The sequence below is a fragment of the Frigoribacterium sp. CFBP 13712 genome, assembly GCF_014842255.1.
Classification (GTDB): domain Bacteria; phylum Actinomycetota; class Actinomycetes; order Actinomycetales; family Microbacteriaceae; genus Frigoribacterium.
In genome coordinates this window covers 1-19,416 of the sequence record NZ_JACYVH010000004.1, presented here as the reverse complement: position 1 = coordinate 19,416, position 19,416 = coordinate 1, and the positions used below count along the sequence as shown (strand labels likewise).

The following is a 19,416-nucleotide window of genomic DNA, read 5'->3' as shown; positions in this document are numbered from 1 at the left end:
GGCGCCAGGCCGCGGCCCGCGACGCCGCCGCGTGGTCCCGCGGCCCGGTCAGACGGAGGCGGGGCCGCTCGGTCGGTCGACGAGATGCGCCGTCACGGTCACGAGCGTCTCGGCGCGGTCGCCGTCGACGCCCTCGCCCGCACCCGCACTCGCGCCTTCGCCCGCGTCGTCCGCGCCCTGCTCGACCCGTGCCTTCAGGGCCTCGGCTGCACGCGCGAGGATCTCCGGCGTGGAGCCGTCGAGGTCGGTCGCGACCTTCGCCGTGACGGCGACGATCCCGGGGGAGCGGTGCACGTGCACGAGCCCCGTCGACTCGGCCCAGTCGAGCTCGGCCGCGACGGCGCGCACGGTCGACTCGACGGCGGGATGCGCGTCGAACACGTCGATCACGCCGTCGATCCGCCGCAGCAGGTCGGTCAGGTTCTGCGAGAGTCGGTCGTCGGTGCTCATCGGTCGTCCGCTCGGGGGAGGAGGACGTCGTCGATCACGATGTCGACGGCGGCGATCGTCAGGTGGGTGTGTCGGGTCAGCGTCTCGACGATGCGGGCGCGCAGCTCGTCGGCGACGAGTCGCATGTCGCGGCCGTAGCGGACGGCGGCCGTGACCTCGACCGTGATGGGCTCGCCCGGCTGGGTGACGTCGCCCGAGAAGGTCGTGGCGCCGAGCACGACGCCGCTGTCCGCGTCGCCCGTCCGCCGCACGAGACCGCGGGCGGCGGCCTCGGTGATGCGCAGGTCGATGCCGGGGTCGGGGTGCCTGACCGGGATCTCGCGGCCGCCGACGACCTCGCGCCTGATCGACTCGAGCAGGCTGCTGATCCACAGTCCGTCGCGGTCGGGCTCGCGGGTGGCCTCGCTCTCGAGGGAGGCGCGCGAGAGCTCGTGCACCTGGGCCAGCGAGATCAGATAGAGACGGCACGCGGCGGACCCCTCGATGCCGGCGTCGCGGGGGGACCTGCCGCTGTCGAGGTAGTCGCTCAGACGCTCGACCGAGTACCCGTCGACGGTCTCGTCGGGGAGCGCCTCGTCGGGCAGCGCGCCGTCGGGAGGCGTCGCACCGGGCAGGGCGTCGTCGGGTGTCGTCATCGCCATGCCTCCATCTCCGTCATCAGGAAGGTGCGTGCTCGGGCTATCCGCCCGCGGACGGTCGAGACCGACATGCCCAGGGCCTCGGCGATCTCGGCGTACGAGTACTCGGCGGTCTCGCGCAGCAGCCAACAGCGTCGCTGGTCGAGGGGGAGCTTGTCGAGCGCCGTCCACATGGCGTCCATCTGGAGGCGGGCCTCGACGACCCGGTCGGGCGACTGCGACCGGGGTGCCGCGGGGTCGCGCTGATCGATGTCGTCGTGGTCGCGCCGGGCGCGAAGGCGGTCGATGCTCTTGTTGCTGACGATGCGCATCATCCAGTTGCGGACCTGCGCGGGGTTCTCCAGATCTCCGAGTCGTCGCCATGCGGTGAGGAACGCGTCCTGCACGACGTCGTCGGATTCGAGATCGGAGCCGAGGAGGCGCGAGGCGTACACGCGCATCAGGGGACCGTGCCGACGGGCCAGGACCTCGTACGCGTGGACGTCGCCGTCGCGGGCTCGAGCGGCGAGGAGTGCGTCGCCGGCGTCGAGGAGGGGATCGTCGGTGGTGATGACGACCTCCTCATGGCGTGCGGTGCGCGGGTCGATCACCCGCGCCCTTCGTGGATACCACCTCGTCGCAGGCGGTGCGTCCGCGCTGGCCGGTAACGGTGGAGGCCCCCCGACCGGGGCCGTCGTCCGGCCGGAAAACGAGTGACCCGTCGATCGTTCCTGATAGGAACCTGAACGACCGTGACCTCCGAGATGCTCGATGCGTCTGAATGATGTGTCCCGCTTCACGGGCATCGCGGACCTCCCCGGGTCGGCGACCACGACATCCAGCGACAACGACATCAAGGAGCAATCCCATGAGCAACGTCACCCCCACCACGACCGGCTCCGCCGCCGCGAAGACCTCGGGCTCGTCGGCCACCGGCAAGAACACGATCGCCGACGGCGTCGTCTCGAAGGTCGCCGGCATCGCCGCCCGCGAGGTCCGTGGAGTCCACGACCTCGGCAACGGAGCGGCCCGTGCCATCGGCGCCATCCGCAACGCCATCAACCAGCAGGACCGCAGCCAGGGCGTCTCCGTCGAGGTCGGCGAGAAGCAGGTCGCCGCCGACATCGTCATCGTCGCCGAGTACCCCGTCGAGCTGCAGCGCGTCGCCGACGACGTCCGCAAGTCGGTCGCCGAGGCCATCTCGCAGGTCGTCGGCATGGAGGTCGCCGAGATCAACGTCACCGTCTCCGACGTCTACATCCCCTCGGACGACAACGACGACGACACCGACGACAGCCGCGTCAAGTGACCGCCACGACAACCGGCATCCTCGTCGGCGCGGTCCTCGCGCTGACGGCGGTGGCCTTCGGATTCTGGGCCTTCGTCTTCGTGGCCATCGCCATGGCGATCGGCTTCGGCGTCGGTCGTGTCGTCGAGGGCAAGCTCGACGTCCGCGGTCTCGCGGACGCCCTCCGCGGGCGGCGGTCGTCGTGACCGCGGCGGTGACGGCCGACCAGACCCTCCACGGCCGGAACAAGATCACGTCGCGTGCCGTCCGCCGGGTCGTGTCGGCCGTCACCGCGGAGGCCCTCGAGGTCACCGCGTCCGATGTGTCGGTCGAACTGGCCGACCGCGACGGCGCGCTCAGCGTGATCGCCAAGACCCCCATCCGGATCACTCCGCTGGGGATCCCCGCCCGCTCGTCGGGCACCCTGCTCGAACGCCTCACCTCGGCGCAGGGCACCATCCGCGACCGGGTCCTGCAGTTGACCGGGTCGTCCATCGATCGCGTCGATCTCCAGATCACCGGCGCCGAACTCCGTGAAAGGAAGCGGGTCTCATGAGCAGCAGTCCGCTCTACCGCCGCGTCGTGCGTCGTGAGACGCACTCGTCGCGTGCGGTCATCGCGATCACCCTCGCGGTGATCCTGATCGTCGTCCTCGCCTGGATCGGCACGGAGTCCGTGCTCGCCGCGATCGGGCAGCAGCCGCTGCTCGTCGCTCCGGCCGACGCCGCCAGCGCCGTGCTCGGCGCCGCCGGGGGCGCCGTGGGCGTGCTCACGGCCATCGGCGCCGTCGTCGCCGTGATCGGCATCGTCCTCATCGTCGTCGCACTCGCCCCCGGGCGCCGCGGTCGTCGAGGCGGTCAGGTCGGTCGCACCGCGGCGATCGTCGACGACCGGGTCATCGCCCGCTCGCTGGCCCGCACCGCGAGCTACGCCGGCGACGTCGACCCCTCGCAGGTCAGCGTCAGCGTCGGCAAGCGGAAGGCCCTGATCGAGGTGACCCGCACCTCCGGTCGCAACACCGACGTGCGCAGCATCGACGAGGCCGTCCGCGACGAGCTCGACGCGTACGACTTCAGCCCCGCGCTCACGCACACCGTGCGTCTGTCCAAGAAAGGAACGGTCGGAGCATGAACAACACCAATCGCGCCCTCAACCGTCTCCTCGTCTTCGTGATCGGCCTCGTGCTGCTCGCCGGCGGTGCGGCCGTGGCGGTCGGGGCCCTCTGGCCCGACGTCCGCGACACCGTCTCCGGCGCCGCCTCCGACGCGTCCGGTCCGGTCTCCGACGCCCTGTCGGGTGACCAGGTCTGGATCCTCTGGGTCGTCGCCGCCGCCTCCCTGGTGCTGATCCTCCTGCTCGTCTGGTTCGCGCTCCGTCAGGGGCACGGTCAGACCGGCGAGCTGCTGACCGTCCACGAGGGGTCGGGCCGTGACGAGCCGACCGGTGGACGCCTCGTCATCGACGCGAAGGTCGCCGAGCAGGTCCTCGAGGAGGCGCTGGCCGACACCGCGGGGATCGTCTCGATCGACGTCACCGCCTTCCGCGTCAAGGGCGAGAACGTCCTCCGCGTCACCGCGGACGCTCGCAAGGGCGCCTCGCCCGTGGAGATCCGTCGCAGCATCGACCAGGCGGTCGCCCGCTGGGACGAGCTGCTCGGCACCGAGACGCCCGTGGTCATCCAGATCAACGGCGGTCTCCGCACGCAGATGGCCTCGGCCACGCGCCTCGACTGAGAAGCGCTCCGCAGCAGCATCCGCACCACCCCGGTGATGGCCCTCGACCTCCGACGAGGACGAGGGCCATCGCCGTCCCCCGACCCGCACGACCCCGCCGCCTGCATCGCGCAGACCGCCTCCCGCATCACGAAGAAAGGACGGCCTCATGTCCGAGTCCACCCACCACGTCACCCCCATCGACCTCGACTCGGCCGGTCAGTCCGCTCCCGAGACGCCCGAGCAGCGACTCGAGCGCACCATCGCGGTCACCGTGCTCGGCGTGACGGGCGTGCACCGTCTCGGCACCGGAGCGGCCCGCGTCGTCGGCGCCGTCCGCAACGCCGTCGGCTCGGCGGACTCGGCCGGGGTGAAGGTCACCACGACCGACACGGGTCTGGCCGTCGACGTGTCCGTCGTCGCCGAGTACCCGACCAACGTGACCGAGCTGGCGGACACCATCCGCACCCAGGTCCGTCACGCGGTCGGTCAGCTCGACGGCGAGCCGGTGACGATCGACGTGACCGTGACCGACGTGCACGGCCCGTTCGACGAGGCCGACGCCGCCAAGGCCGCGGCCGACGCCGAGAAGAAGGAGCAGCGCGAGCGGGCGATCGCCGAGAAGAAGGCCCAGGCGAAGGAGGCGCTCGACACCGCCGGCGCGAAGGCCTCCGAGACCGCCGACAAGGCCAAGGCGGGTGCGTCCGACGCGCTCGAGAACGGTAAGAAGGGCGCGTCCGACGCGCTCGAGACCACGAAGACGGTCGCCGCCGACGTCGTCGACACGGCCAAGAGCAAGACGGCCGACGCCCTCGACGGCATCGCCGACGCCGTGGACGACGAGAAGGGCCGCCGCGACGCCGACCGCCGTGACGCCGCCGACGACGCTGATGCGGCTGCCGACGCGGCCGAGAGCGACGCCCGCCGCGCCCGCGAAGCGCCCGACGACGCAGAGCGTTCTGGCGACGCGAACGAGACCTCGGACGACGCGAGCGAGACCTCGTCCGACGCGAGCGGGACCCCGACGGCCGCCCCCTCCGCCGCGCAGGCCGCAGCGGACGCGGCGCAGGCTGCCGCCGACGCCGCGCAGGCTGCTGCGGACGTCGCCGCCGACGCGGCCGCCGCGGAGGCGGCCCGCGACGAGAACGGCCAGGCCCGCTGATGCGCGGCGCCCGGTCGGGCTCGACCCGACGCCCCCGCCCTCGGGCGGTCTGGGCGGCGCTGATCACCTCGGCGATCGTCTGCTTCCTGATCGTCGTCGGGGTGCTCGTGCCCGTGCTGACGCTGATCGGCGCGGCGGACGGCGGCACGGCCGGCGCCCTCGACGTGCCCGTCGGCCAGATCGTCGCGGCGCTGGCGATCGGCTACATCCTCGCCCTCGTGCTGCTGGTGCTGATCATCAAGGTCCGCAACGGCGCGCTCGCCTGGATCCTCGGTGTCGCGGCCGTCATCTCGACGCTGCTCGTGTCGCTCTGGCCGCTGGTCGCCGTGGCGATCGCCGGGGTCGACCAGGTGCAGGACGTCGTCCCGTTCATCCAGGACCTCATCCGGCAGTACTTCCCCGGGGCCTGATCCGCACCAGGAATGACCACAGCGGCTCTGTGGTTGCACGACGCATGACGTCTCCTGCCACCATCGGAATCCTCGGCGCCGGCAAGGTCGGCACGGTGCTCGCCCGCCTCCTGCACGCCGCGGGGCACCCGGTGCTCCTCTCCGGGTCGGGCGACCCCGCGCGCATCCGCCTGATCGTCGACGTGATCGCCCCGGGTGCCCGGGCCGTCTGGTCGGAGGAGGCGGCCCGCGAGGCCGACATCGTCGTGCTCGCGCTCCCGCTCGGCAAGCTCGACTCCGTGCCGGTCGACGCCCTCGCCGGCAAGATCGTCGTCGACGCGATGAACTACTGGTGGGAGACCGACGGCATCCGCGACGACCTGGCCGACGTGCGGCAGTCGACGAGCGAGCTCGTGCAGCGGCACCTGCCCGACTCGATCATCGTCAAGGGCTTCAACCACATGGGCTATCACGACCTCGATGAGGGCGCGCTGCCCGCCGGCGACCCCGAGCGCAAGGCGATCGCGCTGGCCGCCGACGACGAGGCGGCCCTGGCCCGCGTCGCCGAGATCGTCGATGCGATCGGCTTCGACCCGGTCGCGCTGCCGAGCCTCGCCGACGGCATCTCGCTCGAGCCCGGCTCGCTCGCCTTCGGCGCGAACGTCGGCGCCGCCGAACTGGTCGAGACCGCCCGCTCGTTCTGGTCCTCGCAGCGCGGCCTCGCCGTCGGTCGTGCACGATCGCGCGACTCGGCGGTCGAGCCCGCCTGACCCGCGCCTCCTTCTCCGAGGCGTCGACACCGCACCTCACTGACCATGGTCATCGAGGCAACCATGGCTGAGAGATTCTCTTAACCATGGTTAAGTCCATAACCATGGCTAAGATCGTCGCATGGAGTCAGTCGCGTCCTCTGCCGCATCGGCGGCATGGCCAGGCGTCCGGTTCGAGTCGTACGCGTGGGACGACGACGAGCATGCACCGGCCTCGCGCCGTGCCAGACTCCGGGCGCGGGGTCCGTATCTCGCAGCGGTGACGCCCGAGATCGCCGCCACCGCGCCTCCCGGGCTGTCCGCCGATCTCGTCGTCGATGCGGAGGACGCCGTCGCCGAGCTGTCCCGCTTCGACACCGAGGTCGGGGCCTTCACCGCTCCCTTCGCCGCCATCCTGCTGCGGAGCGAGAGCGCCTCGAGCTCCGAGATCGAGAATCTCACGGCTCTGCCCCGAGGCATCGCCCTGGCGGCCCTCGGTAAGAAGGCCGGCCCGAACGCACGGCTGGTCGTGGCGAACGTGCACGCGATGGAGGCGGCGCTCACCCTGGCGGACGACCTCGACGAGGCTGCGGTGATCGGCATGCACGCGGCGCTGCTGGCCGACGACCAGCCGCACCTCACGGGCTCGTGGCGTGATCAGCAGGTCTGGATCGGGGGCTCCGGTCGCAGCCCGCACACCGCCGACTTCGTCCCGCCGCACGCCGACCGGGTGCCCGCCGCCATGGACGACCTGATCCGCTTCGCACGACGGGTCGACATCCCGGCCCTCGCCCATGTCGCCCTGACGCACGCGCAGTTCGAGACCATCCATCCGTTCCCCGACGGCAATGGGCGGACGGGTCGGGCCATCGTGCACTCCATGCTCCGCCGACTGCGCATCACGAGGCAGGTCACCGTGCCCGTCTCGGCCGGGTTGCTCAGTGACACGTCCGGGTACTTTGCGGCGCTCGGGGCCTATCGCGAGGGCGAGGTCGAGCCCGTCGTCCGGGCCTTCGTCGACGCGACGCTCGCAGCGGTCGTCAACGGCAGGGCGCTCGTCACGGATCTGACCGAACTCCGCCTCGAGTGGGGTGATCTGACGAGCGCTCGCCAGGGCTCGGCAGGGCACCGGATGCTCGATCTGCTGCAGCGCCAGCCCGTGGTCGACGTGTCGCTCGTGGCCCGTGAGCTCGGTGTCGCGACCAACAACGCGCGGGCCGGCATCGACCGGCTCGCCGCCGACGGGATCATCCGGCCGATCGGCGAGGCGCGGCGAGACCGGGTGTTCGAGGCGCCGGACGTGCTCGTCGCCCTCGACGCGTTCGCGCAGCGGGCCAAGCGCAGACACCCGTGACCCCTGAGCGCCCGACTCGCGGATTCTGCGTTTCTCTTCGCTGATCTTGTTTTCTGTGGGTTCATCGACGTAGAGTCTCGTCAGCACGACGAGAGCACCCGTCGTGAGAGCACGCAGACGACGAAGAGGTCACCGGGATGTACGCGACAGAGCGCTACGAGTCCATCGCCGACGACCTGCGCACCGTGGGCCGCGTCTCCGTCGCCGATCTGGCCGTCCGCTTCGACGTCACCCCCGAGACCGTCCGCCGCGACCTCGATCAGCTCGAGCAGTCCGGTCTCCTCCAGCGCGTGCACGGCGGAGCCGTCGCCGCGGGGCGCTCCAGCATCCGCGAGCTGAGTCTCAGCGAGCGCGAGGGGCAGCACTCGCCCGAGAAGACCGCCGTCGCCTCCGCCGCCGCCCGGCTCGTCCCCGCCACCTTCACCGGCTCCATCGCGATCGACGCCGGCACGACCACCGCGGCCGTCGCGGCGCAGCTCGCCACGTGGGTCCCGGCCGAGACCGGCACCGTGCTCACGGTCATCACGAACGCCGTTCCGATCGCCGCGCTGCTGCAGCACAGCCCGCACATCGAACTGCACCTGCTCGGCGGTCGCGTGCGCGGGCTCACCAGCGCGGCCGTCGGCACGACCACCGTCGAGCAGATCCAGGCCCTCCGCCCCGACATCGTCTTCGTCGGGGCCAACGGCGTCAGCGCCGGGTTCGGCCTGTCTACCCCCGACGAGTTCGAGGGCGCGGTCAAGGCCGCCTACGTCCGTGCCGGGCGTCGGATCGTCGCCGTCATCGACCGCACCAAGCACGGCGAGGAGGCGCTGGTCCGGTTCGCGCGCCTCCCCGAGATCGACACCGTGGTCACCGACGCCGCCCCCGCCCCCGATCTGGCCGACGCGCTCGCCGAGGCCGACGTCGAGGTGATCGTCGCATGACCGCCACCCCTCAGCAGCCGGTCTCCGAGAGCCCGAGCCCGCAGCATCTCGACCCCCAGCACGCCGATCCGCACCGAGTCGATCCGCAGAGAGCAGCCCGCATGATCCTCACCGTCACCGCGAACCCCTCGCTCGACCGCACCATCGAGCTCTCGGGTCAGCTGCAGCGCGGTGCCGTCCAGCGGTCCGTGAGCACAACCGACGAGCCGGGCGGCAAGGGCGTCAACGTCTCGCGCGCACTGGTCGCCTCGGGTGCCGAGACGGTCGCCGTGCTGCCCGGCGCGCTCGACGACCCGGTGCTCGTCGCCCTCCGCGAGCGGGGCGTGCCGACGGTCAACCTCCCGATCGACGTGCGCCTGCGCTCGAACGTCACCGTCACCGAGCCCGGCGGCACGACCACCAAGATCAACGAGCTCGGCCCCGATCTCAGCGCCCACGCCGACGCGCTGACAGCGCTGATCGTCGAGCACGCGCCGCTCGCCTCGTGGCTGGTGCTGGCCGGCTCGCTGCCGCCCGGCCTGCCGACCACCTGGCTGGCCGACGTCGTCCGGGCCGTGCGCGCCTCCTGCGGTGACGACGCACCCCGCATCGCGGTCGACTCGTCGGGCGAGCCCTTCGCCGCTCTCATCGCCTCGGGCGTCGGCGTCGATCTGGTCAAGCCGAACGCGGAGGAGCTCGCCGAGATCGTCGGCGGCGACCCCGCCGAGTACGAGGCCGACCCCGCGTCCGCCGTCGAGGGCGCGCGTCGCCTCCGCGGGCTCGGCGTCGAGACCGTCCTGCTGACCCTCGGCAGCGCCGGCGCCCTGCTGATCGACGGCGAGGGCTCGTGGTTCGCCGCGGCCCCCGTCATCACCGCCCTGAGCACGGTGGGCGCCGGCGACTCGTCGCTGTCCGGCTACCTGCTCGCCGAGACGACGGGCGCTCCCGCCCCCGCGCGCCTCGCCCAGGCCGTCGCGTCGGGAGCCGCCGCGGCGGCCCTGCCCGGCAGCATCGTCCCCTCCCTCGACCAGACCTTCCCTGACGACATCGACGTCGTCCCGGTGGCCCCCGCGGCCGTCGGGCACCTCTGAGCAGCGTCGCCCACACCCAAGGAGCAGAACACCATGTCATCCCTCATCAGCACCGACCTCGTCGGTCTCGACGAAGACCTGGGCGGCACGTCGACCGACGTGATCCGCGCCCTGGCCGCCCGTGTCGCGGCGACCGGACGCGCCGGCTCGGCCGACTCGCTCGCCGACGACGCCATCAAGCGCGAGGCCTCCGTCGGCACCGGCGTGCCCGGCGGCATCGCCATCCCGCACGCCCGGTCGGCCTCGGTCACCGAGCCCACGCTGGCGTTCTCGCGCCTCGCCCGTACCGTGCCCTTCGGCGCACCCGACGGCGACGCCGACATCGTCTTCATGATCGCGGTGCCCGAGGGCGCCGACAGCGACCACATGACGGTGCTCTCGACGCTCGCCCGTGCGCTCATCCGCGACGACTTCACCGCGGCCCTCCGCGCGGCGAAGACCCCCGCCGACATCGTGAAGCTCGTCGACGACGAGGTCAGCGGCGAGGTCGCCGAGACGCGCGGCGCGACCGCGGCGTCCGCGACCGACGCGACCAGCGCCTCCTCGGCCGCCGGTGCCGCCGGCTCGACCGACGGCGCCCGCCGCCCGAAGCTGGTCGGCGTCACCGCCTGCCCGACCGGCATCGCGCACACCTTCATGGCCGCCGACGCCCTCGTCGCCGCGGCCAAGCGCCTCGGCGCCGACCTGCAGATCGAGCCGCAGGGCTCGGGCAAGGTCACTCCGCTCGACCCGGCCGTCATCGCCGAGGCCGACGCGGTGATCTTCGCCGTCGACGTCGACGTGCGCGACCAGGGCCGCTTCGCCGGCAAGCCCGTCGTCCGCGGACCGGTCAAGCGCGGCGTCGACGCTCCCGACGCCATGGTGAAGGAGGCCCTGGCCGCCGCCACGGACCCGAACGCCGCCCGCGTGGGCGGCACGGCCGGTGCCGCCGGTGCCGCCGCGGGCTCGACCGCCGAGAAGCAGGGCTTCGGCTCGTCGCTCAAGCGCTGGCTGCTGACCGGCGTGTCGTACATGATCCCGTTCGTCGCCGGCGGCGGTCTGCTGCTCGCGCTTGGGTTCCTGCTGTCGGGCTACGAGATCGCCGGCAACGCCGCGACCGTGCTGACCGACTACTCGCTGACCAACCTGCCGCCCGAGGGTCTGCAGTACTTCCTCGGTGCCGCCGCGTTCCAGATCGGCAATCTGTCGATGGGCTTCCTGGTCGCCGCCCTGGCCGGTTACATCGCCTACGCCATCGCCGATCGACCCGGCATCGCGCCCGGCTTCGTCGCCGGTGCCGTCGCCGTCTTCATGGGCGCCGGCTTCATCGGCGGTCTCGTCGGCGGTCTGCTCGCCGGCTTCGCCGCCTACTGGATCGGCCGTCTGAGCGTGCCGCGGTGGCTGCGCGGTCTGATGCCCGTCGTGATCATCCCGCTGGTGGGCTCGATCTTCGCGTCCGGTCTGCTCGTCCTCGTGCTGGGCGGCCCCATCGCCGCGCTGACCGTCGCGTTGACCGACTTCCTGAACGGCCTCAACGGCGGCGGGGCGATCATCCTCGGCGTCATCCTCGGTCTGATGATGTGCGTCGACCTCGGTGGACCCGTCAACAAGGTCGCGTACTCGTTCGCGGTCGCCGGTCTCTCGGCCGGTTCGCTGACCGACAACCCCGCACCGCTGATGATCATGGCCGCCGTCATGGGCGCGGGCATGGTGCCCCCGCTCGCGATGGCGCTCGCGTCGACGGTGCTGTACCGCAAGGGCTTCACCCAGGTCGAGCGCTCGAACGGCACCGCGGCTTGGCTGCTGGGCGCGTCGTTCATCTCCGAAGGCGCCATCCCGTTCGCTGCAGCCGACCCGCTGCGCGTGATCCCCGCCAGCATGGTGGGAGGCGCGGTGACCGGAGCCATCTCGATGGCCGCCGGAGTCACGTCGCAGGCCCCGCACGGAGGCTTCTTCGTGTTCTTCGCGATCACGGGTCTCGGCATGTGGGTCGTCGCGATCCTCGCCGGCACCGTGGTGAGCGCGGTCGTGCTCGTGCTGCTGAAGAAGTTCGTCCGTCGCTCGACGCCGGCCGGTGCCGACGCGTCGGTCGAGGCGGCCGAGGCCGGCTCGGTCGTCGGTCAGCGCAGCCCCGTCGTCGCCTAGGCCCCACGCCGCCACACACTCGACAGCCCGCCACCGAATCCGGTGGCGGGCTGTTGATTTCGTGGCGGGGTGGCCGAGGAGGCGCTACTCGGTCTTCTCCGTCTGCCACTTCTCGGGCGCACGGTCGCCGTTCGGGCGCACCGGGCGCACGTCGCCGACGATCGGGATGGCCCGCTTGCGCATCGCCCAGAGGTACCGGACGGTGAAGTGGGTGAGGGTCGACAGGCGGTTGCCGTTGCCGAGCAGGCTCGTGATGTGCACGAAGACCCAGAGCAGCCAGGCGATCGGGCCGGTCAGGGTGAAGCCGTTCGGCAGCTGGACGACGGCGGCGTTGGTGCCGACCGTGGCCATGGTGCCCTTGTCGTGGTACTTGAACCTGGTCAGCGGCTTGCCCGCGAACATCCGCTGGATCTGCTCGCCGATGTGCTCGCCGCCCTGGATGGCCGGCTGGGCCAGCTGCGCGAGGGCGTCGTCGGTGGCGGCGATGTCGCCTGCGGCGAAGATGCAGTTCAGGCCCTTGACCGTGAGGTCGTCGTTCACCTGGATGCGCCCGCCGTGGGTCTGCGGCACACCCCAGCCGGCGACCTCGGCGTGCGCGGCGACGCCGGTCGCCCAGATGACGAGCTCGGCCGGGATGAACTCGCCGTCGGCGGCGACGACCCCGTCGGGGCGCACCTCTTCGACACCCGTGTCGAGGCGCAGATCGACGCCGCGCTTGCGCAGCACCTTGGCGGCGTAGCGGCGGAGGCGCGGGGCGAAGGGCTTCAGCAGCTCGCCGCTGCGGTGCACGAGCGTGATCGTGATGCTCGAGGCGTCGATCTCGGGGTAGGCGTCTTTCAGGGCCTGGTCGCGCAGCTCGGCCAGCGAGCCGGCCATCTCGACGCCGGTCGCACCGCCGCCGACGATGACGACCCGCACCTCCCCGCTGCCCTGCGACGCGGCCGCGTTCTCGAGCTGGGTGAAGAGCTCGTCGCGGATCCGCAGCGCCTGCGAGCGCGAGTACATCGAGTAGGCGTACTCGTACGCGCCCTTGGTGCCGAAGTAGCTGGTGTTCACGCCGTTCGCGAGCACGAGGGCGTCGTAGGCGATCTCCTCGCCGTCGCGCAGGGTGATGATGCGCTCGTCCGGGCGGATGGTGGTGAGCAGACCGTGACGGAAGTCGGCGTTCGACTGCCGCGAGCGGAGGCTCCGCAGGAAGTAGGTGACGTCGCCGGCGTTGAGGCCGCCGGTCGCGACCTGGTACATGAGCGGCTGGAACATGTTGTAGACGTGGCGATCGACGAGGGTCACGCGGACGTCGGCATCGCGCAGCGCCCTGACGGCGGCGATGCCGGCGAACCCTCCGCCGACGATGACGACGTGCTTACGGTGATCTTCGCTCATGCTGAGCTCCTGCGGGTGTCGATGGTGTGCGGATCCCCATCGACCCTTGAATTCGCGGCCCTCGTGCGGCCAGCCGCGAGCTTACTCGCCTCGGCGCGCCTCCGAAGTCCCAGTCGATCCCCAGCCCCGCACCGTGCACCGAGTGCGTCGGTGCACTTAGTGTAGGCACGTGACCGTCAAGACCCTCGCGCCCGATCGCCGTGCCGCCCTCAAGGCCAGGCACCGCCTCGCGATCGTCGACGCCGCCGACGCCCTGATCGCCGAACGGGGCGCCCCGAGGTTCAGCGTCGACGAGCTCGCCGAGCGGGCCGACGTCTCGCGCCGCACCGTCTTCAACCACTTCGCCTCGCTCGACGAGGTCGTCATGACGGCCTGCACCCGCGTGCTCACCGGCGCCGTCGACGAGTTCCGGGCCGCGACCGCGGCGACCCCCGTCGGAGACGGCTCGCCGGCGTCGATGTTCTCCGAGATCACCGCCGCCATGCGCGGCATCGACCTGCCCGCCGTGATCGCCTACCTCTGGACGGTGCTCGGCGACGACGGCACCGATCCGCGGTCGCACCACCTCATCCAGGACGTCTTCACCCGCACGACCGAAGAGCTCTCCGCCGAGCTCGCCGTCCGTGGCAGCGACGCCGACGGACTCGAGGCGGAGATCCTGGTCAGCTCGATGATGAACGGCATCGCCGTCGTCTCGCACCGCTGGATCACCGCGACCGGCGCCTCCCTCGACCCCGCCTCGCGCGCCGAGTGGGACGCCCTCCTCGACCGACTCGTCTCGACCGTCCGACGCGGGTACGCACCCGCCGACTGACCGCCCCCCGACCGCCCCCCGACCGCCCCCCGGCCGCCGCCCGCGACGGCCGACCCGCACCTCCTTCCCGACGACGCGACGCGAGGCTCCACCACCCCCACCGCAGCACACCCCGCTTCACCTTCTGGAGGAACCCAGCACCATGGCATCTCTGCTCTATCGACTCGGACGGTTCGCCGCCCGCCGGGCCTGGACGGTCGTCGTCGCCTGGCTCGTCGTGCTCGGCCTCGCCGGCGGCGCGTTCGCGTTGTTCGGCGGCACGCTCACGAGCGCCGTCAGCATCCCCGGCACCGCCACCCAGGAGGTCAGCGACGAGCTGGCCGACAAGTTCCCGCAGGCCAGCGGCGGCACCGGCACCGTGGTGTTCACCACGACCGACGACGCTCCCTTCACCGACGCGCAGAAGACCGCCGTCGGCGATCTGCTGACGTCCACCGAAGAGCTCGACGACGTCAAGGGCAGCACGAACCCCTTCGATACGCAGCAGCAGCTCGACGATCAGCAGCAGCAGGTCGCCGACGGTCGTCAGCAGATCACCGACGGCACCGCGCAGCTCGAGGCGGGCCAGTCGCAGATCGACGCGGCGCAAGACCAGCTCACCGCCGGTCAGCAGCAGCTCGACGCCGCGCGCGCCCAGGCCGAGGCCGCGGGTCAGCTCGCCGCCGCGCAGCCGCAGCTCGACGCGCAGCAGGCTCAGATCGACGCCGGCCAGCAGCAGATCGACGAGCAGCAGGCGACCCTCGACTCCAGCCGCACCGAGCTCGAGACGCAGAGCTCGACCCTGGAGGACGGCGCGGCCTTGCTCGCCCTCGCCGAGGACATCCGTCAGGTCTCGACCGACGAGACGACCGCCGTCGCGACCATCCAGTTCGACGAGGCGCTGAACCTCGTCCCGGCCGAGTCGAAGGAGGCCGTGGTCGCCGAGATGAACGAGGCCGACATCGACGGCGTCCGCGCCGAGGTGTCGAACGACATCGCCGCCTCCATCCCCGAGATCCTCGGACCGGGCGAGGTGGCGGGTGTCGTCATCGCCGCCATCGTGCTGCTCGTCATGCTCGGCACCCTCATCGGCGCCGGTCTGCCGCTCATCAACGCGCTGATCGGCGTGGGTGTCGGCGTGCTCGCCTCGCTCGCCCTCTCGGGCACCGTCGAGATGCTGTCGGTCACGCCCGTGCTGGGGGTGATGCTGGGTCTCGCGGTCGGCATCGACTACTCGCTCTTCATCCTGAACCGGCACCGCACGCAGCTCCGCGACGGCACCCCGCTGCCCGAGTCGATCGGGCTGGCCAACGGCACGTCGGGCAACGCGGTCGTCTTCGCCGGCTCGACGGTGCTCATCGCCCTGCTCGCGCTGAACCTCACGGGCATCCCGTTCCTCGGCCTGATGGGGACGGTCGGCGCGGTCTGCGTGCTGGCCGCCATCCTCATCGCGATCACGCTCACGCCGGCGCTCCTCTCGATCGTCGGGATGCGCATCCTGCCGAAGAAGGTCCGCGCCCGAGTCGGTCACACCGGCCCGGTCCGCGTGCCGAGCAAGCCCATGAAGACCAGCCGTGCCGTTCTCACCCTGATCGGCGGCGTCATCGTGCTGCTGATCGTGGCGATCCCCGCGCTCTCCATGCGCCTCGGTCTGCCGGCCGGCTCGTCCGAGCCCGTCGACTCGAGCGCGTACAAGGCGTACACGCTCGTCGCCGACAAGTTCGGCGCCGGGGTCAACGGTCCGCTGCTCGTCGTCGCCGATCTCGACGAGGCCGTGTCCGACGACGATCTCGTCGCCGAGCAGGTCCGCGTCGGAACACTGCTGAAAGACCAGTCCGACGTGGTCGCCGTCGCGCCCATCGGCGCCTCCGACGACGACACGCTGCTGGCCTTCCAGGTCGTGCCCGACGGTGGTCCCACCGACGAGTCGACCGAGCAGCTCGTCCGCGATCTGCGCGGTCTCGAGCTCGACGGGGTGTCCGAGTTCGGAGTCGCCGGCAACGCCTCCGGCAACATCGACGTCAGCGAGAAGCTGTCGGCCGCGCTGCCGCTCTACCTGCTCGTCGTCGTGGGGCTCTCGCTGATCATCCTGATCTTCGTGTTCCGGTCGATCCTCGTGCCGATCACGGCGACCATCGGGTTCGTGCTGTCGCTGTTCGCGGCGTTCGGCGGGGTGACCGCGGTGTTCCAGTGGGGCTGGCTGGCGCCCGTCTTCGGCGTGCACGACCCGGGGCCCATCCTGAGCTTCCTGCCGATCCTGATGGTCGGCGTGCTGTTCGGGCTCGCGATGGACTACCAGCTGTTCCTCGTCAGCGGCATGCGCGAGTCGTACGCCCACGGTGCGGGGGCGCGTCTCGCCGTGCAGCGCGGGGTCCACGCGGGGCGCACCGTCGTCACCGCGGCCGCGCTGATCATGACCGCGGTGTTCGCCGGCTTCGTGTTCTCGAACTCGGTGATGATCCAGTCGATCGGTCTGGGGCTCGCGCTCGGCGTGCTGGTCGACGCCTTCGTCGTCCGCCTGCTGCTGATCCCCGCGGTGATGCACCTGCTGGGCGACGCCGCGTGGTGGATCCCGAAGTGGCTCGACCGGATCCTGCCCGACGTCGACGTCGAGGGAGCCTCGCTCGAGCGGTCGCACCCCGGCAGCTCGACCGACGCCGCCGCGAACGCCGACGGCGAGCACGCGTCGCACGTGATCGAGGGTGCCGCACCCGACGGTGCTCCGCACGTGCAGGGGTCGGACGGCCCGCCCGCGCACCGGGCGTAGCGGAACCGAGGAGGCGCGGTGCGGGGAGATCCCGCACCGCGCCTCCTGCGTATCCCCGCGTGGTCCGGCGGGTTCCGGCCCCGCGCCTCCCGCGTGTCCCCATCGGGTTCGGCGGGTTCCCGCACCGCGCCTCCTGCATGTCCCGAGGGGGTTCGGCGGGTTCCCGTCATCCGCGGCGGGTCAGCGCTGACCCGCCGCCGCCGACACGGACCCGCCGCGCCCCCGCCGCGTCAGCCCAGCGCACCCGCCGCCGCCGACACGGACCCGCCGAACCCCCCGCGGCGGCCAGGCGACGCGTCAGTCCAGCGCCCCCACGGCCGACTCGGCCGCAGCCCGCACCCGGCCCGACGCGACGGCGGCGTGCGCGGCGTCGATCTCCGGCGCGAGCCAGCGATCCGGCCCCGGTCCGCCGACCTCGGGCCGCAGGGCCTCGACGACCGCGCGCGCCGGAGCCCCCATCTCGAGCGGGGCGCGCAGCTCGAGGGCGCGAGCAGCGGCCAGCACCTCGATGCCCACGACGCGGGCGAGTCCGTCGACGGCGGTCCGCAGCTTGCGGGCGGCCGACCAGCCCATCGACACGTGGTCCTCCTGCATGGCCGACGACGGGATCGAGTCCACCGACGCCGGCACGGCCAGCCGCTTCAGCGTCGAGACGATGCCCGCCGACGTGTACTGCGCGATCATCAGTCCGCTGTCGACCCCGGCGTCGTGCGCCAGGAACGCCGGCAGCCCGTGGTTGCGATGCGGATCGAGGAGGCGGTCGGTGCGCCGCTCGGACATGCTCGCGACGTCCGCGACGACGATCGCCAGGAAGTCGAGCACGTAGGCGACCGGCGCCCCGTGGAAGTTCCCGTTCGACTGCACGCGCCCGTCGACGGTGACGACGGGGTTGTCGACCGCCGAGGCGAGCTCGCGGTCGGCGACCAGGCGGGCGTGGTCGACGGTGTCGCGCGCGCCGCCGTGCACCTGCGGGGCGCAGCGCAGCGAGTAGGCGTCCTGCACGACGGTGTGACCCGGGTGGGCGTGACTCGCGACGATGGGCGACCCGGCGAGCAGTCGGCGGAGGTTCGAGGCCGACGACTGCTGCCCGGCCTGCGGGCGGAGCGCGTGCAGATCGGCCGCGAACACGGCGTCGGTGCCGAGCAGCGCCTCGATCGACAGCGCGGCCGAGACGTCGGCGGTGGCGAGCAGCAGGTCGAGGTCGGCGAGGGCGAGGGTCAGCATGCCGAGCATGCCGTCGGTGCCGTTGATCAGCGCCAGACCCTCCTTCTCGGCGAGCACGACCGGTTCGATGCCGGCGGCCGCCAGGGCCTCGGCGGCAGGCATGGCCGTGCCCGACGCGTCGCGCACGTCGCCCTCTCCCATCAGGGCCAGCGCGCAGTGGGCGAGAGGGGCCAGGTCGCCCGAGCAGCCGAGCGAGCCGTACTCGGCGACGATCGGCGTGATGCCGGCGTTCAGCAGATCGACGTAGCGCTCGACGGTGGTGGGGGAGATGCCCGTCCGCCCGGTCAGCAGGGTCGAGATGCGCAGCATCATCAGGGCCCGCACGACCTCGCGCTCGACCTCGGGCCCCGATCCGGCGGCGTGCGAGCGCACGAGGCTCTTCTGCAGCTGCGTGCGACGGTCGGCGTCGATGTAGGTCGTGGCGAGGGCGCCGAAGCCCGTCGAGATGCCGTAGTGCGGGCGGTCGTCGGTGGCGAGCGCGTCGATGACGGTGCGGCTGGCGGCCACGGCGACCCGCGCCTCCTCGGCGATCCCGATGCGGACGCCGTGGCGCGCCACGCGCACGACGTCGGCGGCCGAGACGGGGCCGATCCCGACGACGACGGGCGTCTCGTCGGGGGCGGTGGTGGACGAGGAGGCGCGGGTCGAGTCGGTCATGACCACATCACACCGCGTCGCCCCGGCCGCGCACCGTGGGCGCGCCGTGGGCGCCTTTCGAGTCGAGTCCGTGCCTGCCGCCCCGGTTGCCGGTATCTTCGATCCGTACCGGGCCGTTCGATCACGACGGCCTGTCATCTTTCACACCAAGGGGAACCCATGACCTACGCCAACCCGGCACCCGACGCCACGCCCGCCACGCAGAAGAAGACGATGGCCGTCCTGTCGCTCGTCTTCGGCATCGTGAGCGTCGTGCTCAGCCCGTTCTTCCCGATCCTGTGGATCCTCATGGCGATCGCGGCCGTCATCCTCGGCTTCCTGTCACGCAAGCGCGAGAACGCCCGCACGATGGCGCTCGTCGGCATCATCCTCGGCTTCGTGGGCATCGCGGCGAACATCGCCTCGATGGTCGTCGGAGCGATGATCGCCGTCCAGACGTTCCAGGGCTGATCCAGCCGAAGGGGCCGGGCCATGTGCCCGGCCCCTTCGTCGTACCCCCCCCTGAGGAGGCGCGCGACGGATCACCGGTCGCCCGCGCAGGTAACGGGGCGATAACGAAAGAAGATCGTTCCAATCCTTTCGGGGGAGGGTGGCGAATCCTTTTCATCCCCACCGGGAATCACAGAAAAGGACCTGATCATGAATGCTTTCTCCCGTAAGAAGATCACCAAGGTCGGACTCGGCCTCGTCGCTTCCGGCGCCCTCGTGTTCTCGCTCGCCGCGTGCTCGATGGACTCCAACAGCGGCTCCA

The 19,416-nt window shown here is 71.9% G+C and carries 20 protein-coding genes; 15 read left to right on the top strand and 5 right to left on the bottom strand.

Annotated elements, in window-relative coordinates:
• Positions 1–48: 48 nt before the first annotated feature.
• The 3 genes from IFT51_RS08380 to IFT51_RS15100 are packed head-to-tail and all read right to left on the bottom strand — an operon-like array spanning position 49 to position 1,678.
• Entirely contained in the window at positions 49–450 is a 402-nt protein-coding gene (locus tag IFT51_RS08380; protein ID WP_192060643.1) for a hypothetical protein, read from the bottom strand.
• Complete coding sequence (locus IFT51_RS08375; protein ID WP_192060642.1) at positions 447–1,085, bottom strand: Asp23/Gls24 family envelope stress response protein; 639 nt, start codon at positions 1,083–1,085, stop codon at positions 447–449. Before IFT51_RS08375 ends, IFT51_RS08380 begins: the two co-directional genes overlap by 4 nt.
• Complete coding sequence (locus IFT51_RS15100) at positions 1,082–1,678, bottom strand: RNA polymerase sigma factor (RefSeq protein ID WP_243216454.1); 597 nt, start codon at positions 1,676–1,678, stop codon at positions 1,082–1,084. The genes IFT51_RS08375 and IFT51_RS15100 overlap by 4 nt, the downstream gene beginning before the upstream one ends.
• Positions 1,679–1,935: 257 nt before the next feature.
• Here IFT51_RS15100 and IFT51_RS08365 point away from each other — a divergent pair, with 257 nt between their 5' ends.
• The 12 genes from IFT51_RS08365 (at position 1,936) to IFT51_RS08310 (ending at position 11,841) form a co-directional block, all read left to right on the top strand.
• A complete protein-coding gene (locus tag IFT51_RS08365; RefSeq protein WP_192060640.1) occupies positions 1,936–2,376 on the top strand; it encodes an Asp23/Gls24 family envelope stress response protein in 441 nt (146 codons plus the stop codon).
• Complete coding sequence (locus tag IFT51_RS08360; RefSeq protein ID WP_192060639.1) at positions 2,373–2,561, top strand: DUF2273 domain-containing protein; 189 nt, start codon at positions 2,373–2,375, stop codon at positions 2,559–2,561. The genes IFT51_RS08365 and IFT51_RS08360 overlap by 4 nt, the downstream gene beginning before the upstream one ends.
• Positions 2,558–2,911, top strand: a complete 354-nt coding sequence (locus tag IFT51_RS08355) for a hypothetical protein (RefSeq protein ID WP_192060638.1) — start codon at positions 2,558–2,560, stop codon at positions 2,909–2,911. The genes IFT51_RS08360 and IFT51_RS08355 overlap by 4 nt, the downstream gene beginning before the upstream one ends.
• Entirely contained in the window at positions 2,908–3,486 is a 579-nt protein-coding gene (locus tag IFT51_RS08350; RefSeq protein ID WP_192060637.1) for a DUF6286 domain-containing protein, read from the top strand. Before IFT51_RS08355 ends, IFT51_RS08350 begins: the two co-directional genes overlap by 4 nt.
• A complete protein-coding gene (locus IFT51_RS08345; RefSeq protein ID WP_192060636.1) occupies positions 3,483–4,088 on the top strand; it encodes a hypothetical protein in 606 nt (201 codons plus the stop codon). The genes IFT51_RS08350 and IFT51_RS08345 overlap by 4 nt, the downstream gene beginning before the upstream one ends.
• A 148-nt stretch (positions 4,089–4,236) precedes the next feature.
• A complete protein-coding gene (locus tag IFT51_RS08340; RefSeq protein WP_192060635.1) occupies positions 4,237–5,229 on the top strand; it encodes an Asp23/Gls24 family envelope stress response protein in 993 nt (330 codons plus the stop codon).
• On the top strand, positions 5,229–5,639 hold the full coding sequence (locus tag IFT51_RS08335; protein ID WP_192060634.1) for a hypothetical protein: 411 nt from the start codon (positions 5,229–5,231) through the stop codon (positions 5,637–5,639). Before IFT51_RS08340 ends, IFT51_RS08335 begins: the two co-directional genes overlap by 1 nt.
• Before the next feature lie 44 nt (positions 5,640–5,683).
• The gene (locus IFT51_RS08330; RefSeq protein ID WP_192060633.1) at positions 5,684–6,388 is read left to right on the top strand and encodes an NADPH-dependent F420 reductase; all 705 of its coding nucleotides are present in this window, start codon (positions 5,684–5,686) and stop codon (positions 6,386–6,388) included.
• A gap of 121 nt (positions 6,389–6,509) precedes the next feature.
• On the top strand, positions 6,510–7,721 hold the full coding sequence (locus tag IFT51_RS08325; RefSeq protein WP_192060632.1) for a Fic family protein: 1,212 nt from the start codon (positions 6,510–6,512) through the stop codon (positions 7,719–7,721).
• A gap of 137 nt (positions 7,722–7,858) precedes the next feature.
• The gene (locus IFT51_RS08320; RefSeq protein WP_192060631.1) at positions 7,859–8,647 is read left to right on the top strand and encodes a DeoR/GlpR family DNA-binding transcription regulator; all 789 of its coding nucleotides are present in this window, start codon (positions 7,859–7,861) and stop codon (positions 8,645–8,647) included.
• Positions 8,648–8,748: 101 nt separating this feature from the next.
• Positions 8,749–9,717 (top strand): 1-phosphofructokinase family hexose kinase, encoded by a 969-nt coding sequence (locus tag IFT51_RS08315; RefSeq protein ID WP_192060872.1) that lies wholly within the window; start codon positions 8,749–8,751, stop codon positions 9,715–9,717.
• 33 nt (positions 9,718–9,750) lie between these two features.
• Positions 9,751–11,841 (top strand): fructose-specific PTS transporter subunit EIIC, encoded by a 2,091-nt coding sequence (locus IFT51_RS08310; protein WP_192060630.1) that lies wholly within the window; start codon positions 9,751–9,753, stop codon positions 11,839–11,841.
• 84 nt (positions 11,842–11,925) lie between these two features.
• On the opposite strand, the gene IFT51_RS08305 is transcribed toward IFT51_RS08310, so the two are convergent.
• Entirely contained in the window at positions 11,926–13,224 is a 1,299-nt protein-coding gene (locus IFT51_RS08305) for an NAD(P)/FAD-dependent oxidoreductase (RefSeq protein WP_192060629.1), read from the bottom strand.
• Positions 13,225–13,393: 169 nt separating this feature from the next.
• On the opposite strand from IFT51_RS08305, the gene IFT51_RS08300 reads away from it, so the two are divergent.
• On the top strand, positions 13,394–14,038 hold the full coding sequence (locus IFT51_RS08300; RefSeq protein WP_192060628.1) for a TetR/AcrR family transcriptional regulator: 645 nt from the start codon (positions 13,394–13,396) through the stop codon (positions 14,036–14,038).
• 142 nt (positions 14,039–14,180) lie between these two features.
• The gene (locus IFT51_RS08295) at positions 14,181–16,784 is read left to right on the top strand and encodes an MMPL family transporter (protein ID WP_192060627.1); all 2,604 of its coding nucleotides are present in this window, start codon (positions 14,181–14,183) and stop codon (positions 16,782–16,784) included.
• Positions 16,785–17,081: 297 nt separating this feature from the next.
• Here the strand turns inward: IFT51_RS08295 and hutH are convergent, their stop codons facing one another.
• Entirely contained in the window at positions 17,082–18,665 is a 1,584-nt protein-coding gene (gene hutH, locus IFT51_RS08290) for a histidine ammonia-lyase (protein WP_192060626.1), read from the bottom strand.
• A gap of 159 nt (positions 18,666–18,824) precedes the next feature.
• On the opposite strand from hutH, the gene IFT51_RS08285 reads away from it, so the two are divergent.
• Entirely contained in the window at positions 18,825–19,115 is a 291-nt protein-coding gene (locus tag IFT51_RS08285; RefSeq protein WP_192060625.1) for a DUF4190 domain-containing protein, read from the top strand.
• The last annotated feature ends 301 nt before the right edge of the window (positions 19,116–19,416 follow it).

What these genes read in the sequence shown, in the direction of transcription:
- IFT51_RS08380 (WP_192060643.1), bottom strand. Translation starts at nt 450, where the DNA reads ATGAGCACCGACGACCGACTCTCGCAGAACCTGACCGACCTGCTGCGG.
- IFT51_RS08375 (WP_192060642.1), bottom strand. Translation starts at nt 1,085, where the DNA reads ATGACGACACCCGACGACGCCCTGCCCGGTGCGACGCCTCCCGACGGC.
- IFT51_RS08365 (WP_192060640.1), top strand. Translation starts at nt 1,936, where the DNA reads ATGAGCAACGTCACCCCCACCACGACCGGCTCCGCCGCCGCGAAGACC.
- IFT51_RS08350 (WP_192060637.1), top strand. Translation starts at nt 2,908, where the DNA reads ATGAGCAGCAGTCCGCTCTACCGCCGCGTCGTGCGTCGTGAGACGCAC.
- IFT51_RS08345 (WP_192060636.1), top strand. Translation starts at nt 3,483, where the DNA reads ATGAACAACACCAATCGCGCCCTCAACCGTCTCCTCGTCTTCGTGATC.
- IFT51_RS08340 (WP_192060635.1), top strand. Translation starts at nt 4,237, where the DNA reads ATGTCCGAGTCCACCCACCACGTCACCCCCATCGACCTCGACTCGGCC.
- IFT51_RS08335 (WP_192060634.1), top strand. Translation starts at nt 5,229, where the DNA reads ATGCGCGGCGCCCGGTCGGGCTCGACCCGACGCCCCCGCCCTCGGGCG.
- IFT51_RS08330 (WP_192060633.1), top strand. Translation starts at nt 5,684, where the DNA reads ATGACGTCTCCTGCCACCATCGGAATCCTCGGCGCCGGCAAGGTCGGC.
- IFT51_RS08325 (WP_192060632.1), top strand. Translation starts at nt 6,510, where the DNA reads ATGGAGTCAGTCGCGTCCTCTGCCGCATCGGCGGCATGGCCAGGCGTC.
- IFT51_RS08320 (WP_192060631.1), top strand. Translation starts at nt 7,859, where the DNA reads ATGTACGCGACAGAGCGCTACGAGTCCATCGCCGACGACCTGCGCACC.
- IFT51_RS08315 (WP_192060872.1), top strand. Translation starts at nt 8,749, where the DNA reads ATGATCCTCACCGTCACCGCGAACCCCTCGCTCGACCGCACCATCGAG.
- IFT51_RS08310 (WP_192060630.1), top strand. Translation starts at nt 9,751, where the DNA reads ATGTCATCCCTCATCAGCACCGACCTCGTCGGTCTCGACGAAGACCTG.
- IFT51_RS08305 (WP_192060629.1), bottom strand. Translation starts at nt 13,224, where the DNA reads ATGAGCGAAGATCACCGTAAGCACGTCGTCATCGTCGGCGGAGGGTTC.
- IFT51_RS08295 (WP_192060627.1), top strand. Translation starts at nt 14,181, where the DNA reads ATGGCATCTCTGCTCTATCGACTCGGACGGTTCGCCGCCCGCCGGGCC.
- hutH (WP_192060626.1), bottom strand. Translation starts at nt 18,665, where the DNA reads ATGACCGACTCGACCCGCGCCTCCTCGTCCACCACCGCCCCCGACGAG.
- IFT51_RS08285 (WP_192060625.1), top strand. Translation starts at nt 18,825, where the DNA reads ATGACCTACGCCAACCCGGCACCCGACGCCACGCCCGCCACGCAGAAG.